Consider the following 18,560-nt stretch of genomic DNA (forward strand, 5'->3'; position numbering starts at 1 on the left):
GGACAGCGCATGAGCGACAAGACCACGAAGAAGCAGGGATTCGCGACGCGAGCCATTCACGCCGGCCAGGAATTCGACCCGACGACCGGTGCCGTCATTCCGCCGATCTACCAGTCGTCGACGTTTGTCCAGACGCACATCGGCGGTCTGCGCAACGGCTACGAGTACGGCCGCGCGGGCAACCCGACCCGGAACGGACTGGAGGAGCAGCTCGCGGCGCTCGAGGGCGGAAAGCACGCCATCTCGTTCGCGTCAGGCCTCGCCGCCGAAGACGCCCTGCTTCGCGGCATCCTCAAGCCAGGTGACCACATCGTCCTCGGCAACGACGCGTACGGCGGAACCTACCGGCTGATCAACAAGATCTTCGGCGCGTGGGGTGTCACCCACACCGTCGTCGACATGTCGAACCTCCGCACCGTGCAGTCGGCGATCACCGCCGACACGAAGATCCTCTGGGTTGAGACTCCGTCGAACCCGCTCATGAAGATCACCGACATCGCCGAACTCGCAGAGATCGGGCACGCCGCCGGTCTCACCGTGGTCGTCGACAACACATTCGCGTCACCGGCACTTCAACAGCCGCTGGTCCTCGGCGCCGACGTCGTCGTGCACTCGACCACCAAGTACCTCGGTGGCCACTCTGACGTGATCGGTGGGGCGCTCGTCCTCAACGACGATGAGATGCACGAAAAGGTGCGCTTCATGCAGTTCGCCGCCGGTGCCGTGTCATCGCCGATGGATGCCTTCCTCACCTCGCGGGGAATCAAGACCCTCGACGTGCGCGTTCAGCGACACAGCGAGAGCGCCCAGGCGATTGCCGAGTACTTCGCTGAGCACTCGGCTGTCGAGACGGTGTATTACCCCGGGCTCGAATCGCACCCGGGACACGCGCTTGCCGCGAGCCAGATGTCGGGTTTCGGCGGGATGCTGTCCGTCGCCTTCGCGGGCGGCGAACGGGTGGCGAGGCGATTCGCCGAGAGCACCCGGGTGTTCCAGCTCGCCGAATCGCTTGGTGGAGTCGAATCGCTGGTCAACTACCCCGCTGAGATGACCCATGCCTCGGTCGCCGGAACCGAACTCGCGGTACCCGCCAATGTGATCAGGCTCTCGGTCGGACTCGAGAGCATCGACGATCTGCTCGCCGACGTGGACCGGGCAATCGGGAAGGCGCTCAAGAAGCGCTGACCGCGGGGCTAGGCTCGTTGCGTGACTTCTGATGCCGGGGCCCGAACCGGGTCGCACAACCCCCGGCCTCCGGCTGCACCAGGAATCTTCTCGGCCGGGTACCTCTGGGCGACGATCGGATCGTGTGCGCTCGTCTTCCTGAGCGCGTTCGAGTCGCTCGCGGTGACGACGATCATGCCGCTCGTGAGCGCCGACCTCGACGGTGCTGCGCTCTACGCGTTCGCGTTCGCCGGTCCGCTCGCCACGGGCGTCATCGGCATGGTTGTCGCCGGAAACTGGTCAGACCGTATCGGACCCATCGCGCCGCTGCTCACCTCCGTGGCACTGTTCATCGTCGGCCTGATCATCGCCGGGCTCGCGCCGGACATGACCGTGTTCCTTCTCGGACGCCTCGTGCAGGGACTCGGCTCCGGCGCCATGAACGTCGCGCTCTACGTCGTGGTCGCGCGGATCTACCCGGCCGCGCTCCACGCGAGGATCTTCGCCGGGTTTGCCGCCGCGTGGGTCGTTCCGTCGCTCGTCGGTCCATTCGCCGCCGGCGTCGTCGCCGAACTCACGAGCTGGCACTGGGTGTTTCTCGGCGTTGTCGTCCTCGTCCTCATCGCCATGCTCATGGTGGTTCCTGCCCTGCGGATGCTGCGGGGCGGCGAGCAACCGGACCTCGCCGCGCGACCGGCCTGGGCGATCGGCAAGATCGGGTGGGCCGTGCTCGCCGCGGCAGCTGTGCTCGGTCTCAACCTCTCGGCGAGGCTCGACGGGGCGCTCGTTGGTGTCGTCGCGGTTGCCGCTGTCGTCATCGCGCTCGTGGCTGTTCGCCCCCTCCTGCCGACAGGTACGCTCCGCGCTGAGCGCGGGCTGCCGAGCGTGATCCTGCTGCGCGGACTCATCTCGGCGGCCTTCTTCGGTACCGAGGTATACATCCCGTACCTGCTGACCGATCGGTACGACTACTCCGCCGCGCTCTCGGGACTGGCGCTCACCGGTGCGGCACTCACCTGGGCGGGCGCCTCGTGGATCCAGGGCAGGCTCGATTCAACGCTGAGCTCCGTCAATGCCATGCGCATCGGGACCGTCCTGGTGTTGCTGGCGATCCTCTCCGCCGTGGCGACCGCGGCCTTCGAATTGTCACCGCTCGTCGTGATCGGCGGGTGGCTGCTCGGTGGAGGAGGCATGGGCCTCATGTATCCAAGGCTCAGCGTCATGACGCTGTCATACTCGACCGATCGCAACCAGGGCTTCAACAGCTCGGCGCTGTCGATCTCGGACTCACTCGGCGGTGCCCTCGCGCTGGCCTCGACCGGAATCGTGTTCGCGGCCCTCGTCGGGCTGGGCGGCGCCTGGCCGTTCGCCGGCTGTTTTCTTCTCGCGGCGGCGATCTCGGCGGCCACCCTCGGGCTCGGGTCCAGGGTCGGCACCGGTGTGCGGGCGGTCGCCGCAAGCGACGGACCGCACGGATCCTGACCGCCCCGCTTATCCGCGCGGCGTAGCGGATGTGACAGTGTGTGACAGCGTTGCGGCGGCATCCTCGGCCTGTCACATTGCTGTCACATCGGATTCCGCTCGCCCCGTCAGGTCGCTGCACCTGAGATGACTCAGCCCCACCGGCCGCGGGTCTCGCCGCTGCGCCAATCGGGTGCCGGGTTGTGCATAATTGACGTACCAGCGCGGATGTGACCGTGCACATGAGTCAGGGGCATCCCGGTGACACCCAGCGTTGACAAAGGCCGAGCGCCGAACATCCGCGACGTCGCGCGCCTCGCCGGAGTGAGCCACCAGACCGTCTCCCGTGTTCTGAACGACCACCCCAGCATCCGGGAAGCCACGAAGCAGCGCGTGCTCGACGTGATGAACGAGCTGCAGTACCGGCCCAACCGGGCAGCCCGTGCCCTCGTGACCAGCCGGTCGCGCACGCTCGGCGTGCTCGCATCCCAGCGCTCGCAGTATGGGCCGTCGAGCATCATCCAGAGCATCGAAACCGCCGCTCAGGATGCCGGTTACCTGGTGTCGACGGCGAACATCACGGCGACGGACGAGGAGTCGATCGTCACGGCGCTCGACCATCTCAACGCCCAGGCGATCGAGGGCCTCGTGATCATCGCGCCGCAGGTGCGGGTGTTACGGGCGATCTCGAGCCTGGACCTCAGAGTTCCGTTCGTCACCATGAACACGAACGAGGGTGACGACCACGCCATTGCCGTCGACCAGGTGGCCGGGGCCCGTCTCGCCACCCGGCACCTCATTGAGCTCGGGCACAGGCACATCTACCACCTGGCCGGCCCCCAGGACTGGATCGAGGCAGAGGCTCGGATGCGCGGCTTCCTCGAGGAGATGAACGCGCAGGATGTCGCGACCACCGCGCCGATCCTCGGCGACTGGTCGGCGGATTTCGGCTATTACGCCGGCCGCGAGCTGATGCGCGTCCGCGACTTCACCGCGATTTTCTCGTCGAACGACCAGATGGCGCTCGGCCTCATGCACGCGATCCGCGACGTCGGCCAGGACGTCCCGAGGGACGTCTCGATCATCGGATTCGACGATATCCCCGAGGCCGCACACTTCTGGCCGCCACTGACGACGGTCAGGCAGGACTTCCTCGAGCTGGGTCGCCGCTGCGTCGCGCAACTGCTGGGGACCATGGGCGACGCGCCGAACGCGTACACCGCACGCATCCAGCCCGAACTCGTGGTGCGCGCGTCGACGGGAACACCGTCGTTCTGAGGCTGTGCGGTCCGCGATCCTCGACCGGTTATCAAACTGAGACCTTGGAGCTTGACAACCTCGCTTGTGTTCTGCGTAACATGTGACAACAATGTGAACGGTCACATTGGCTGCCGGAATCGGAAATCGAGATCGGCTGACGAAGAAGTCCCTCACAAGTTTTTCGCGGTCACCCGCACGCGGTCCGCTTCGGCGGCTGCAGCGAACAGGGCGTTCATGGACGCAGCCCTGCTCGAGCGGAACACCACCCCCTGTCTGGAATCTCAGGCGACAATGACGTCCATGGCACGATTACAGAGAGGTAACACAGTGAAGAAAGTACTCATCGCGACACTCGCGGCCGGCGCAATGGTCGTGTCGCTCGCGGCATGTTCGTCGGGCGGTTCAGGCGGCGGCGGAGAAGGCGGAGGCGCGCTCGTTGGCGTCGCAATGCCGACCAAGTCGAGCGAGCGCTGGATCCAGGACGGCGACGCCGTCAAGGAGCAGCTCGAAGCCGAGGGCTACAAGGTCGACCTGCAGTATGCAGAGGACGACATCCCCACCCAGGTCAACCAGATCGAGAACATGATCACCAAGGGCGCTGAAGCCCTGATCGTCGCCTCGATCGATGGCACCACGCTCACGCAGGTCCTCCAGGACGCCGCTGACGCGGACATTCCGGTCATCGCATACGACCGACTCATCCGCGACACCGAGAACGTGAGCTACTACGCCTCGTTCGACAACTACAAGGTCGGTGTTCAGCAGGCCAACTCGGTACTCAACGGACTCGGACTCGTCGACCTCGAGGGCGCGCCCGTCGAGGGAGCACCCGCTGGCCCGTTCAACGTCGAGATGTTCGCGGGCTCACCCGATGACAACAACGCCACCTTCTTCTGGGAAGGCGCCCAGGACACCCTGGCACCGTTCATCGAGGCAGGAACCCTCGTTGTGAAGAGCGGACAGACCGACTTCGAGCAGGCTGCAACGCTTCGCTGGGACGGCGAAACCGCGCAGAAGCGTATGGAGAACATCCTGACGTCGAGCTACTCGGACGGCACGCAGGTCAACGGCATCCTCTCGCCGTATGACGGAATCTCCCGAGGCATCATCTCGGCACTCACCGACGCCGGTTACGCGACCGGCGAGGAATGGCCCACCATCTCGGGCCAGGACGCTGAGCTCGACTCGGTCAAGGCGATCAACTCGGGTGAGCAGTTCGCGACCATCTTCAAGGACACCCGCAAGCTGGCGACAGCCGCGGTCGAGATGACGGTTGCCGTGCTCAACGAAGAAGAGCCTGAGGTGAACAACACCGACGACTACGACAACGGCAAGTTCGTTGTTCCGTCGTACCTCCTCGACTCGCAGATCGTTGTCAAGGACAACGTCAACGAGGTGCTCGTGGAGTCCGGTTACTGGACAGAAGAAGAGATCGGCTAACACCCCTTCTCAATCGAGGCCGGTGGGAGAGTAGGTTCTCTCCCACCGGCACTCGAATGCAATGAAGCAGGTTCGGTATGGAGAAGGTGCGAAAAGTGACCACAAACATCCTCGAGATGCGCAACATCACCAAGACGTTTCCCGGTGTCAAAGCGCTCTCGGACGTTACCCTCGACGTGGAGCGCGGCACAGTCCACGCGATCTGCGGTGAGAACGGTGCGGGCAAATCAACGTTGATGAAGGTGCTGTCCGGGGTGTACCCGCACGGCTCGTACACCGGTGACATTGTCTTCGAGGGCGACGTCGTCGAGTTCAAGGACATCCGGGACTCCGAGGCCAAGGGCATCGTGATCATCCACCAGGAACTGGCGCTCAGTCCGTACCTGTCGATCGCCGAGAACATCTTCCTCAACAACGAGCAGACCGGTCCGTTCGGTCTCATCGACTGGAACAAGACCAACCAGGAGGCGGCGGCCCTCCTCGCGCGCGTCGGTCTGAAGGAAAACCCGACAACGAAGATCCTCGATATCGGCGTCGGCAAGCAGCAGCTCGTCGAAATCGCCAAGGCGCTCTCGAAGCGCGTGAAGCTCCTCATCCTCGACGAGCCGACCGCCGCGCTGAACGACGAGGACTCCGACCATCTGCTCGACCTGATCCTGAACCTCAAGGAGCAGGGGATCACGTCGATCATCATCAGCCACAAGCTCAACGAGATCAAAAAGGTCGCTGACACCGTCACGGTGATCCGCGACGGCAAGGCGATCGAGACGATCCAGAAAACGGATGTCACCGAAGAGCGCATCATCAAGGACATGGTCGGTCGCGACCTCGAGCACCGGTACCCGGATCACACGCCCAACATCGGCGAAGAGATCCTGAGGGTCGAGGACTGGGTGGCGCACCACCCGCAGGACCCAACACGGGTCGTTGTCGACAACGTCAGCATCAACGTGAGCGCCGGCGAGATCGTCGGCATCGCCGGGCTGATGGGTGCGGGGCGGACCGAGTTCGCCATGAGCCTGTTCGGCCACAGCTACGGCAGCAGGATCTCCGGCAAGGTCTTCATGCGCGGCGAGGAAATCAAGACCCGCACCGTCTCGGAAGCCATCGGCAACGGCCTGGCGTACGCCACAGAGGACCGCAAGCACTACGGCCTGAACCTGCTCGAGGACATCAAGCGCAACATCGCCCTGGCGTCCCTCGACAAGCTCTCGAGCAACGGCCTCGTGAACGACAACGAGGAATACAAGGTCGCCAACGGCTACCGGTCGAGCATGAACATCAAGGCTCCATCGGTGCTCGCGAAGACGAGCAAGCTGTCCGGCGGTAACCAGCAGAAGGTCGTGCTGTCGAAGTGGATCTACTCCGACCCCGACGTCCTGATCCTCGATGAGCCAACACGCGGCATCGACGTCGGCGCCAAGTACGAGATCTACGCCATCATCAACGCGCTTGCTGCCCAGGGCAAAGGCGTCATCGTCATCTCGAGCGAGCTGCCTGAACTGCTCGGGATCTGCGACCGCATCTACGCCCTCAGCGAGGGCCGTATCACCGGCCAGCTTCCCATCGAGGACGCCAACCCGGAATCCCTTCTCAAGCTCATGACCATGGAAAAGCCGCGCTAGGGCGCCCGGCACCACCAAGGAGAACCCTGACATGTCAAACACCCAGACACCGGTGACCGAGGAAACCGCCGCAGGCGGCGCGATCCACCCGGTCGACAACAAGTTCACGAGCTGGCTCAGCCACCTGCTCTCCGACCTCGGCAAAAACGGAATCTTCATCGCGCTGCTCGCGGTGGTGCTGTTCTTCACTGTCGTAACCGACGGCATCCTGCTTCGTCCGCAGAACATCTCGAACCTCATCGTCCAGAACGGGTACATCCTCGTCCTCGCGATCGGAATGGTGATGATCATCATCGCCGGTCACATCGACCTCTCGGTCGGATCGGTTGCCGCCTTCGTCGGCGCCTGCTCCGGCGTCTTCGCCGTGACCTGGGGCCTGCCATGGTGGCTGTCGATCATCATGTCGCTCGGAATCGGCGCGCTCGTCGGTGTGTGGCAGGGATTCTGGATCGCCTACGTCGGCATACCGGCGTTCATCGTGACGCTCGCCGGCATGCTCATCTTCCGCGGCCTGGCGCTCGTCGTGCTCGGCAACGCCAACATCGGGTCATTCCCCACCGAATACCGTGCACTCGGCAACGGCTTCCTGAGCGACCTGTTCGGTGACTTCGATCTTGACCCGCTGACCCTGATCGTCGCCGCCGCGGCAGTCGTCGCCCTCATCGTCGGCCAGTTCCGCACTCGGGCAGGCCGCCAGAAGTACGGTCAGGATGTTGAGCCCATCGTCTGGTTCATCGCCAAGCTCGTGCTCATCACCGCGGCCATCGGGTTCTTCGCCTACGCACTCGCGTCGTACAAGGGCATCCCCGTGACGCTCATCGTGCTCGCTGTCCTGGTGCTGATCTACGGCATCATCATGAACCGGAGTGTCTTCGGCCGCCACGTTTACGCGATCGGTGGAAACCGCCACGCCGCCGAGCTCTCGGGAATCAAGACCCGGAAGACCGACTTCCTGCTCTTCGTGAACATGGGTGTGCTCGCCGCACTCGCCGGCCTCATCTTCACCGCGCGACTCAACCTCGCCGGCCCGAAGGCGGGCGACGGCTTCGAGCTCGAGGCCATTTCGGCAGCGTTCATCGGTGGAGCGGCAGTGCAGGGCGGTGTCGGCACCATCGGCGGAGCGATCATCGGTGGTCTCATCATCGGTGTCCTCAACAACGGTATGTCGATCCTCGGCCTCGGAATCGAGTGGCAGCAGGCCGTCAAGGGTCTCGTGCTGCTCCTCGCCGTCGCCTTCGACGTCTACAACAAACGTCGCTCAGGCGGCAAGTAACACCTCGCGGGGGTCGTCACAGTGTGGCGACCCCTGCCGCATTTCAGGAGAACCAGATGCACCTCGTCGGTTCGTTGCCGGACGGAGCACGGCTCGTCGCCGTGCTCGGTGGCGTGCCCGAGGCTCCCGGGATGCCGCTGATCGGTGTTGAATCGCTCACCATCCCGTTCTCGACCGTCGGCGACAACGTCCTGCTCGGCTCCGAGTCGGCGAGCGGATTCTTTACCCGGCGGCGCGTGCTCGAGCGGAGAGCGCGCGAACTCCTCGATGTCGTCGGCCTGCCCGTCGCGCCCAGCACTCCGATCCTCGATCTCGACGCCGTCGACCAGCGGGTCGTCGAACTGGCCAGGGCACTGGCGAGGCGCACCGACGTCATCCTGGTCGACGACCGGTTGACGCTGTTCCATGCCGATGAGGCCGCTCGCTGGTATGCCGCCGTAGCCAGGGCGGCTGCGGTGACACCGATCCTGGTCGCCGTCCAGTCGCTTGCCGACCTGCGGGACGTTCCCGCTCCCATCGATGCCGTTCTGGTGATGAGGGACGGGGTCGTTGCCGGGGTCGCGACGCCGCAGGAGAGTGCCAGGCTGCTCGACCTTCTGGCCGGCGGAGTCGACGAGCCAGCGCCGGTGGAACGGGTCTTCGGGCCGGTTGTACTCGAGCTGGAGTCCGTCACCGTCACCCATCCCATCCAGCGCCGCCGCCCCGTCGTCGAAGGCGCGACACTCGCCGTCCGGTCGGGCGAAATTGTGGGCCTCGCGGGGGCAGAGTCCCTGGTTCTCGGGGTGTTCGGTGCGTCATCCGGAGGCGAGGTGAGCGGCGAAATCCGCCTCGACGGTCAGCCGGTCGACCTGTCCTCGGTGGCCAAAGCGATAGCGGCGCGGGTGCTGTTCATCTCCGAACACCCGCCCGCGTATGACGTCGGCCTCATCGGGGGGATCCCGACGAGCGTGTCGGGTGAATCGCTCGCCCGACTGGCCCGGACCGGTTTGATCGACCCGCGGCGCACCTACATCCCGCGCCGGGCGCCGTCGATGCTGCTCGAGGCTCTTCCCGGTGCCAGGTCACGGCCGTCGACGGGCGACATGAACGAGGTGCTGGCTGGCTGGGCAGCGACGCCGCCCAGAGTGGCACTGATCACCGAACCGTTTTCCGGACTCGGCCCGGCCGAGCGCGACGAGCGTCGTTCGCTCATCGAAGCGATCGCGGCCGCTGGCACCGCTGTGCTCCTGGAAGCGGTCGATCCCACCCAGCTTCTCGGACTGAGTAACCGCATCCTCGCGCAGCACGGCACCCGGCTCGCGACCGAACTTTCCGGCGGGGACGTGACGCTTCGCGGCCTCGCGGCCCTCAGCATCCGAACCGATATACAACGTTAGAATTGAGGAGCACGTGGCAGTACAGCAGGAGCCCGACACCGGGCGAAATTCAGACGAAGGAGTCGAGACGGTGACCGATCAAGCAGAGAACCAGGCCGCCGAGCGCTACGTGATCGGGGTCGACTACGGCACCCTGTCCGGCCGCGCGGTCGTCGTGCGCGTTTCCGACGGTGCCGAACTGGGCAGTGCTGTGCTCGACTACCCGCACGCCGTGATGGACACGACCCTCGCCGCGACCGGCAAGCGACTGCCGCCGGACTGGGCGCTCCAGGTGCCGCAGGACTACGTCGACGTGCTCAAGTCAGCGGTTCCCGAGGCGGTAAAGATCGCCGGGATCGACTCGGCAGACGTCATCGGCATCGGCACGGACTTCACCGCCTGCACGATGGTTCCCACGCTCGCGGACGGCACCCCGCTCAACGAGCTGCCTGAGTTCGCTGACCGCCCGCACGCCTATGTGAAGCTGTGGAAGCACCACGCCGCGCAGGCGCAGGCCGACCGCATCACCGAGCTCGCGGCATCCCGCGGGGAAAGCTGGCTGCCCCGTTATGGCGGCCTCATCTCGAGCGAGTGGGAGTTCGCGAAGGGCCTGCAACTGCTCGAGGAAGACCCCGAACTGTATGACCGCATGGACCACTGGGTCGAGGCTGCCGACTGGATCATCTGGCAGCTCACCGGTGAGTACGTGCGCAACGCATGCACCGCTGGCTATAAGGGCATCTACCAGGACGGCGAGTACCCGAACCGCGACTACCTCGCCGCGCTCAACCCCGACTTCGCCGACTTCGTCGAGTCGAAACTCGAGCACCGGATCGGTCAGCTGGGGGATGCCGCCGGCCGGCTCTCCGCGGAGGCCGCTGCCTGGACGGGGTTGCCCGAGGGTATCGCCGTCGCCGTCGGTAATGTCGACGCACACGTCGCCGCCCCCGCGGCGCGCGGAGTGCTCCCCGGGCAGATGGTCGCCATCATGGGGACGTCGACCTGCCACGTGATGAACAGCGACAAGCTCGTCGAGGTGCCTGGCATGTGCGGCGTCGTCGACGGCGGGATCGTCGCGGGTCTCTACGGGTACGAAGCCGGGCAGTCCGGTGTCGGCGACATCTTCGCCTGGTACGTCAAGAACCAGGTTCCCAGCGCCTACTACGAAGCGGCGGAGGAAGCCGACCTCAGCATCCACCAGTACCTGACGAGCCTCATCGAGGACCAGCCGGTCGGCGCACACGGACTCGTCGCTCTCGACTGGCAGTCGGGCAACCGTTCGGTGCTCGTCGACCACGAACTCTCCGGCGTCGTGCTCGGCACCACGCTGACCACCCGCACCGAGGAAATCTACCGGGCACTGTTCGAGGCCACGGCTTTCGGTACCCGCGTGATCGTCGAGACGTTCAATGCGTCCGGCGTCCCTGTGACGGAATTCATCGTCGCGGGCGGCCTGCAGAAGAACCCGTTCCTCATGCAGACATACTCCAACGTCCTGCGGATGCCGATCTCCACCATCGCGAGCGACCAGGGCCCCGCGCTCGGTTCCGCGATCCACGCCGCTGTGGCAGCCGGCGCCTACCCGGACGTGCAGGCGGCAGGCCAGGTCATGGGCAAGGTGAACAAGAACGTCTTCACCCCAGACGAGAAGGCGGCGCAGGCGTACGACAGGTTGTTCGCCGAATACCGCGAACTGCACGACTACTTCGGTCGTGGAGGCAACGATGTGATGCACCGGTTGCGTCAGCTGAAGAGAGAGGCTCTCGCGTGAGCGGCTATTCCCCCGAAATCGAGGTCGCCATCGCGCGCGTCCGTGCCGATGTTGCGAGACTCCACGGAGAACTCGTGCGTTACGGGCTCGTGGTCTGGACGGGCGGAAACGTCTCCGGACGCGTCCCAGGCGCCGATCTCTTCGTGATCAAGCCGTCCGGCGTCAGCTACGACGACCTCGCGCCGGAGAACATGATCCTCTGCGACCTCGACGGCACTGTGCTTCCCGGCACCCCTGGCTCCGATCGGTCACCGTCGAGCGACACGGCGGCACATGCATACGTCTACCGGAATATGCCAGAGGTTGGCGGTGTCGTGCACACCCACTCCACCTACGCGGTGGCCTGGGCAGCGCGCAACGAGCCGATCCCGTGTGTGATCACCGCGATGGCCGACGAGTTCGGCGCCGAGATCCCGGTGGGGCCGTTCGCCATCATCGGCGACGACTCGATCGGTCGCGGCATCGTGGAGACGCTGACCGGCCACCGCAGCCGTGCCGTCCTGATGGCCAACCACGGTCCGTTCACCATCGGCAAGGACGCAAAGGATGCCGTCAAGGCCGCCGTCATGGTCGAGGACGTCGCCCGCACCGTGCACATCTCCCGCCAGCTCGGCGAGCCGGTTCCGATCCCGCAGCCCGCCATCGACTCACTGTTCGACCGTTACCAGAACGTCTACGGCCAGGCGCCGCAGGGCGCTCTCGCCGACTCCCAAGGAGACACCCATGCCTAAGCTCGTAACCTCACTCGACGCCTACGAGGTCTGGTTCCTCACCGGTAGCCAGAACCTGTACGGCGAAGAGACACTTCAGCAGGTGGCTGAGCAGTCGCAGGAGATCGCGCGAACCCTCGGCGCGGCATCCGATGTTCCGGTGAAGGTCGTCTGGAAGCCCGTCCTCAAGGACTCCGCGTCGATCCGGCGTGCGATGCTCGACGCCAACTCCGACGACAAAGTCATCGGCCTCATCGCGTGGATGCACACGTTCTCGCCGGCGAAGATGTGGATCGCGGGCCTCGACGCGCTGCGGAAGCCGCTGCTGCACCTGCACACGCAGGCGAACGTTGCGCTGCCGTGGGACAGCATCGACATGGACTTCATGAACCTCAACCAGGCGGCACACGGCGACCGGGAGTTCGGCTACATCCAGACTCGACTCGGCGTCTCGCGCAAAACTGTCGTCGGCCACGTCTCGAACCCCGCCGTCACAGCGCAGGTCGGCACCTGGATGCGCGCAGCCGCCGGCTGGGCAGCCACCCACGAACTCAAGCTCGCCCGGTTCGGTGACAACATGCGCTACGTCGCCGTCACCGAGGGTGACAAGACCGAGGCCGAACTCAAGTTCGGCGTCCAGGTCAACACCTGGGGAGTCAATGACCTGGCGGATGCCGTCGCCGCTGCGTCGGAGAGCGCCATCGATGCGCTCGTCGCCGAATATGAAGAGCTCTACGACGTCGCCCCCGAACTGCGGAAGGGCGGCGAGCGCCACTCGTCGCTCCGCGACGGCGCGGCCATCGAGATCGGACTGCGGTCGTTCCTCGAGGAGGGCGGCTTCGGCGCGTTCACCACGTCGTTCGAGGACCTCGGCGCGCTCAAGCAGCTGCCCGGCCTCGCCGTGCAACGGCTCATGGCCGAGGGTTACGGCTTCGGTGCAGAGGGCGACTGGAAGACCGCCGTTCTCGTGCGCGCGGCATCCGTCATGGGTGCAGGCCTGCCCGGTGGCGCCTCGCTGATGGAGGACTACACCTACCACCTGGTGCCGGGGGAGGAGCAGATCCTCGGCGCGCACATGCTCGAAGTCAGCCCCGGCCTCACCACGGCGAAGCCGACGCTCGAGATCCACGAGCTCGGAATCGGCGGCAGGGAAGACCCGGTCCGGCTCGTGTTCACCGCCGACCCCGGCCCCGCTGTCGTCGTCGCGATGAGCGACATGCGCGATCGGTTCCGGCTCGTGGCGAACGTCGTCGACGTGATCGAACCGGCTGAAGCGCTGCCGAAGCTGCCGGTCGGCCGTGCCGTGTGGAAGCCGCAGCCGTCGTTCGCTGTCTCGGCGACGGCATGGCTCACCGCTGGTGCCGCCCACCACACGGTGATGTCGACCGCTGTCGGGGTCGACGTGTTCCGCGACTTCGCGGAGATCGCCGGCACCGAGCTGCTCGTCATCGACAACGACACGACGCTCGACGGGTTCTCGCGTGAGGTGCGCTGGAACAACGCGTACTACCGGCTCGCGCAGGGGTTCTAGGGCGCCCACCCACCGAACGCATCAGTTCCGGTCGAGAACATCCCCCGCAACGGATGTTCTCGACCGGAAGTGACGTTCTCGGCGCCCGGGTCGACGCGCGACGTACGAAGCGGATGCTGCCAGCTGGCGGCATCCGCTTCTCGCGTTAACCGAGCCCGCGGTGTGATCGCTCACAATTTGATAACGGACCTTGATCTTTACGTTGTGCTCGCCTAATTGTGAGCGCTAACATCACAGCCATGACCAGAACGGACTGGTCAACCGGCAGCTGACTCAGCATCGGAACACGTCGCGCCGGCCGAACAAGGAGGTTTGGTTGTGAAGAAGATACTTGCGCCGATTGCAGCTGCAGGAGCCGTGCTCCTCGCGCTCACCGGGTGCGCACAGTCGGGCGGAAGCTCGGCAGACGGGCCCAAGGACCCGAGCGAGATCATCGTTGGATTCGCCCAGGTCGGCGCCGAGAGCGGATGGCGTACGGCGAACACCAAAGACATCCAGGCGGCATTCGAAGACGCGGGCATCGAGCTCAAGTTCTCCGACGCCCAGCAAAAGCAGGAGAACCAGATCCAGGCGATCCGCTCATACATCCAGCAGGGCGTCGATGTCATTGCGTTCTCGCCGGTCATCGAATCCGGGTGGGATGCCGTGCTCAAGGAAGCCAAGGACGCCGAGATACCTGTCGTCCTCACCGACCGCGCCATCGACAGCACGGATGACTCGCTCTACGTGAGCTTCCTCGGCTCCGACTTCATCGAGGAAGGGAAAAAGGCCGGGGAATGGCTCGTGGAGGAATACTCCGCGTCGACAGAGCCGGTCACCATCATCCAGCTCGAGGGAACGACGGGAGCAGCCCCCGCGCTTGACCGGGCCGAGGGCTTCGCCGATGTCATCGCCGCTGACGACAAGTTCCAGGTGGTCGCGTCGCAGACCGGCGACTTCACCCGCGCCGGTGGCAAGCAGGTCACCGAGGCGCTGCTCAAGTCGAACCCCGACGTCGACGTGATCTACGCACACAACGACGACATGGGCCTCGGCGCGATCGAAGCGATCGAGGCGGCGGGCATGGTGCCTGGCACCGACATCAAGATCATCACGGTGGATGCCGTGAAGGACGGAATGCAGGCGCTCGCCGACGGCAAGATCAACTTCATCGTCGAGTGCTCGCCACTCCTCGGCAACCAGCTCGTCGAAATTGTCGAGAAGGTCGTCGCGGGAGAAGACGTCGAGAAGCGGATCATCACCGAGGAGACGACCTTCACCCAGGAGCAGGCTGTCGAAGCGCTCCCGGACAGGAAGTACTAGGCACCCTCCCCTCGGGCGTCCCTGGACCGATGAATCCGGGCCAGGGACGCCCGACACATCTTCCCTCAGCGCAGAGAGCAGAGTCATGACCGATCAACAACCGGCCGTCAGCATGGAGGACATCTCCATCGAGTTCCCCGGGGTGAAAGCCCTCGACGGCGTCAGTTTCCGGATGTTTCCCGGAGAGGTGCACTCGCTTCTCGGCGAAAACGGGGCAGGGAAGTCGACCCTGATCAAGGCGCTGACCGGCGTCTATCGCATCGACAGCGGCGTGATCACGCTCGCCGGGAGCGAGGTGTCGTTCTCCACAACGGCAGAGGCACAGGCGGCGGGGATCTCGACCGTTTATCAGGAGGTCAACCTCCTGACCAACCTCACGGTCGCCGAGAACATCATGCTCGGCCGGGAGCCACGGCGGTTCGGCTTCATCGACTGGCGGGCGACTCGGGCGCGAGCGGCCGAACTGCTCGCGAAACTCCACCTCAACATCGATCCCAACTCGCGGCTCGGCTCACACTCTCTCGCCGTTCAGCAACTCGTCGCCATCGCACGCGCGACCGACATCAACGCGCGGGTGCTCATCCTCGACGAGCCAACGTCGAGCCTCGACGCCGATGAGGTGCAGGAACTCTTCCGCATCATCCGCGAGCTCAAACAGGACGGAGTCGCCATTCTCTTCGTCTCGCACTTCCTCGACCAGGTGTACGAGATCTCCGACCGGCTGACCGTTCTGCGCAACGGCAAACTCGTTGGTGAGTACCTGACCGAGGAGATCCTGCGCATCGAACTCGTGCAGAAGATGATCGGCAAGGAACTCACCGTGCTCGAGGACCTCGAACGCAAGACCAGGCAGCAGAGCATCGATGACGTCGAACTCACCCCGTACGTGCGCGCCGTCGGGCTCGGCCGCAAGGGCTCGGTCCAGCCCACCGACCTCGACGTGTTCGAGGGCGAGGTCGTCGGCCTCGCCGGTTTGCTCGGGTCCGGCCGTACCGAGCTGGCGCGGATCCTCTCCGGAGTCGACCGGGCGGATGCCGGTGCGCTCGAGATCGAGGGCAAGCCGCGTCGCATCCGCACCCCACGCCAGTCGATTCGTGAACGGGTCATTTACTCGAGCGAGAACCGTCGCGAAGAGGGAATCGTCGACGAACTCACGGTTCGCGACAACATCGCGCTCGCGTTGCAGGCCGACCGCGGATGGTTTCGGCCTATCCCGAAGAAACGGCAGGACGAACTCGCCGAGAGCTACATCTCGGCACTCAACATTCGACCGGCGAATCCGGACGCGCTGCTCAAGAATCTCTCGGGTGGCAACCAGCAGAAGGTGCTCCTCGCTCGCTGGCTGGCGATAGCCCCGCGGCTTCTCATCCTCGATGAACCGACCCGCGGTATCGATGTCGGCGCAAAGGCCGAAATCCAGAAGCTCGTGTCAAACCTCGCCGAGAACGGAATGAGTGTGATTTACATCTCGGCAGAACTCGACGAGGTGCTTCGGCTGAGTCATCGCATCGCCGTCATGCGCGACCGCAAGCTCGTTGCCGATATCGAGAACGACGGCCTCACCACAGACACCCTGCTCGCCATCATCGCCGACGGGCTCGCAACGGAGGTCGTCGCATGAACGTCAACAGGCTCATGGCGCACCGGTTGTTCTGGCCGGTGGTGATGCTCGTCGTGCTCCTCGGCATCAACCTCATCGCATTCCCCGGGTTCTTCTCGGTGCAGGTGCGCAACGGTCACCTCTTCGGCAGCCTCATCGACATCCTGCGCAACGGTTCGCCGACGCTCATGATCGCGGTCGGTATGACGCTCGTCATCGCCACCCGCGGCATCGACCTCTCGGTCGGCGCCGTCTGCGCGATCTCGGGCGCCGTTGCCTGCTCGATCATCCTCGGCTCCCCGGATCCGGGCAATCCGGGCACCGTCGCGGTTGCGGTGGTCGTCTCCCTGCTCATCTCCCTCGTGCTCGGGCTCTGGAACGGGTTCCTCGTCGCGGTGGTCGGCATCCAGCCGATCATCGCGACGCTGATTCTCATGACGGCCGGCCGCGGTGTCGCCATGCTCATCACCGAGGGGCAGATCCTCACGGTCAACAGCCCTCCGTTCAAGGCGATCGGCTCAGGGTTCTTCCTGGGGCTGCCGATCGCTGTACTCATCGCGGCTGTCATCTTCGTGTTCGCCGTCGTCATCACCCGTCGAACGGCGCTCGGCCTCATGATCGAGGCCGTCGGCATCAACCCCGAGGCATCCCGCCTCGCCGGGGTTCGCGCCAGGGGCCTGCTCATCACCGTCTATGTCTTCACCGCGGTGTGCGCCGCGATCGCCGGACTCGTCCTCACGAGCAACCAGACCGCGGCGGATGCCAACAACACAGGACTGTTCATCGAACTGGATGCCATCCTCGCGGTGGTCATCGGCGGCACGTCGCTCGCGGGCGGGCGGTATTCGCTCTTCGGCACCCTGATCGGTGCGCTGGTCATCCAGACTCTCGTCACGACCGTGTACACGGTGGGCATTCCGCCGATCGTGACCATGGTGTTCAAGGCCGCCGTTGTCACCGTGGTCTGCCTGCTCCAGTCGCCGCGGACGACCCAGCTGATCGAGTCGGCGCGCCGCCGAAACGCGCGCCGCCGCGGAAGGGCGGTGACGGCATGACCGCAACAGTCGTGACCGACGGATCTCCGGTCAGCGCGGCAGCCGGGCGCGTTCGTGGCTGGCTGACGAACCCGAAGTATGGGCCGGTCACCGTTACGGCCGTGCTCCTCGTCGGCATGTTCATCGCGGGTGCGTCCCGGTATCGCGGGTTCACGAACCCGCAGGTGATCGCCAATCTCTTCATCGACAACTCCTACCTCATCGTGCTCGCCGTCGGGATGACGTTTGTCATCCTCACCGGGGGCATCGACCTCTCGGTCGGCGCGGTGCTCGCCATGTCGACGATGATCGCGGCAAGCCTGCTCCAGGCCGGCTGGCCGCCCGGGGTGATCATCCCGCTGATCCTCGTGATCACCTCGCTCCTCGGCCTGGCCGTCGGCCTGATGATCCATTACTTCCAGATCCAGCCGTTCATCGCGACCCTCGCGGCCATGTTCCTCGCGCGGGGCCTCTGCTACGTGATCAGCAAGACGACGATCTCGATCACCGACCCGGTGTTCATCGCGCTGGCGCAGACGCGGATTCCCCTCGCGCCACGCCTCAGCATCACCCCGAGCGTGATCCTCGCGCTCGGGCTTGTCATCGTCGCCGTGGTGGTGCTGCACTATTCACGCTTCGGCCGCACCGTGTACGCGATCGGCGGCAGCGAGGCATCCGGTGTCCTGATGGGGCTTCCTGTGGCCCGAACCAAGGTCCTCGTCTACGTCGTCAGCGGGTTCTGCTCCGGTCTCGCCGGGGTGCTGTACAGCTTCTACACACTCTCGGGGTACGCGCTCACGGCGATCGGAACCGAACTCGACGCCATCGCCGCTGTGGTGATCGGCGGCACACTGCTCGCCGGCGGGTACGGCTTCGTCCTCGGCTCAGTGCTCGGCGTGCTGGTGCTCGGCACCATCCAGACCCTGATCACCTTCGACGGCAACCTCACGTCCTGGTGGACCAGCATCTTCATCGGGGCGCTCCTGCTCGTGTTCATCGTCCTGCAGAAGGTGCTCACCGCGAGACGGACATGA

General features: G+C 65.1%; 14 protein-coding genes. All 14 read left to right on the forward strand.

The window, feature by feature from the left end:
- Positions 1 to 9 precede the first annotated feature (9 nt).
- The 14 genes from C3E77_RS02295 (at position 10) to yjfF (ending at position 18,560) form a co-directional block, all read left to right on the forward strand.
- On the forward strand, positions 10 to 1,185 hold the full coding sequence (locus C3E77_RS02295) for a cystathionine gamma-synthase (RefSeq protein WP_108390162.1): 1,176 nt from the start codon (positions 10 to 12) through the stop codon (positions 1,183 to 1,185).
- Positions 1,186 to 1,206: 21 nt separating this feature from the next.
- Entirely contained in the window at positions 1,207 to 2,646 is a 1,440-nt protein-coding gene (locus C3E77_RS02300) for an MFS transporter (protein WP_108390163.1), read from the forward strand.
- A gap of 240 nt (positions 2,647 to 2,886) precedes the next feature.
- Positions 2,887 to 3,903, forward strand: a complete 1,017-nt coding sequence (locus C3E77_RS02305) for a LacI family DNA-binding transcriptional regulator (protein ID WP_108390164.1) — start codon at positions 2,887 to 2,889, stop codon at positions 3,901 to 3,903.
- A 282-nt stretch (positions 3,904 to 4,185) separates the two neighbouring features.
- A complete protein-coding gene (chvE, locus tag C3E77_RS02310) occupies positions 4,186 to 5,325 on the forward strand; it encodes a multiple monosaccharide ABC transporter substrate-binding protein (protein WP_108392944.1) in 1,140 nt (379 codons plus the stop codon).
- 95 nt (positions 5,326 to 5,420) lie between these two features.
- Entirely contained in the window at positions 5,421 to 6,950 is a 1,530-nt protein-coding gene (gene mmsA / locus C3E77_RS02315; protein WP_108392946.1) for a multiple monosaccharide ABC transporter ATP-binding protein, read from the forward strand.
- Positions 6,951 to 6,981: 31 nt separating this feature from the next.
- Positions 6,982 to 8,223, forward strand: coding sequence for a multiple monosaccharide ABC transporter permease (gene mmsB, locus C3E77_RS02320; RefSeq protein ID WP_108390165.1), 1,242 nt, complete (start codon positions 6,982 to 6,984; stop codon positions 8,221 to 8,223).
- 56 nt (positions 8,224 to 8,279) lie between these two features.
- The gene (locus C3E77_RS02325; RefSeq protein ID WP_108390166.1) at positions 8,280 to 9,599 is read left to right on the forward strand and encodes an ATP-binding cassette domain-containing protein; all 1,320 of its coding nucleotides are present in this window, start codon (positions 8,280 to 8,282) and stop codon (positions 9,597 to 9,599) included.
- 70 nt (positions 9,600 to 9,669) lie between these two features.
- Entirely contained in the window at positions 9,670 to 11,349 is a 1,680-nt protein-coding gene (araB, locus tag C3E77_RS02330) for a ribulokinase (protein WP_108392948.1), read from the forward strand.
- On the forward strand, positions 11,346 to 12,080 hold the full coding sequence (locus C3E77_RS02335) for an L-ribulose-5-phosphate 4-epimerase (protein ID WP_108390167.1): 735 nt from the start codon (positions 11,346 to 11,348) through the stop codon (positions 12,078 to 12,080). Before araB ends, C3E77_RS02335 begins: the two co-directional genes overlap by 4 nt.
- Positions 12,073 to 13,590, forward strand: a complete 1,518-nt coding sequence (gene araA / locus C3E77_RS02340) for an L-arabinose isomerase (protein ID WP_108390168.1) — start codon at positions 12,073 to 12,075, stop codon at positions 13,588 to 13,590. Before C3E77_RS02335 ends, araA begins: the two co-directional genes overlap by 8 nt.
- Positions 13,591 to 13,908: 318 nt before the next feature.
- The gene (locus C3E77_RS02345; RefSeq protein WP_108390169.1) at positions 13,909 to 14,892 is read left to right on the forward strand and encodes an ABC transporter substrate-binding protein; all 984 of its coding nucleotides are present in this window, start codon (positions 13,909 to 13,911) and stop codon (positions 14,890 to 14,892) included.
- An 85-nt stretch (positions 14,893 to 14,977) separates the two neighbouring features.
- Positions 14,978 to 16,513 (forward strand): sugar ABC transporter ATP-binding protein, encoded by a 1,536-nt coding sequence (locus tag C3E77_RS02350; protein ID WP_108390170.1) that lies wholly within the window; start codon positions 14,978 to 14,980, stop codon positions 16,511 to 16,513.
- Complete coding sequence (locus C3E77_RS02355) at positions 16,510 to 17,547, forward strand: ABC transporter permease (RefSeq protein WP_198412182.1); 1,038 nt, start codon at positions 16,510 to 16,512, stop codon at positions 17,545 to 17,547. Before C3E77_RS02350 ends, C3E77_RS02355 begins: the two co-directional genes overlap by 4 nt.
- Positions 17,544 to 18,560 (forward strand): galactofuranose ABC transporter, permease protein YjfF, encoded by a 1,017-nt coding sequence (yjfF, locus tag C3E77_RS02360; RefSeq protein WP_108390171.1) that lies wholly within the window; start codon positions 17,544 to 17,546, stop codon positions 18,558 to 18,560. Before C3E77_RS02355 ends, yjfF begins: the two co-directional genes overlap by 4 nt.

Source organism: Mycetocola zhujimingii, assembly GCF_003065425.1.
Classification (GTDB): Bacteria; Actinomycetota; Actinomycetes; order Actinomycetales; family Microbacteriaceae; genus Mycetocola_A; species Mycetocola_A zhujimingii.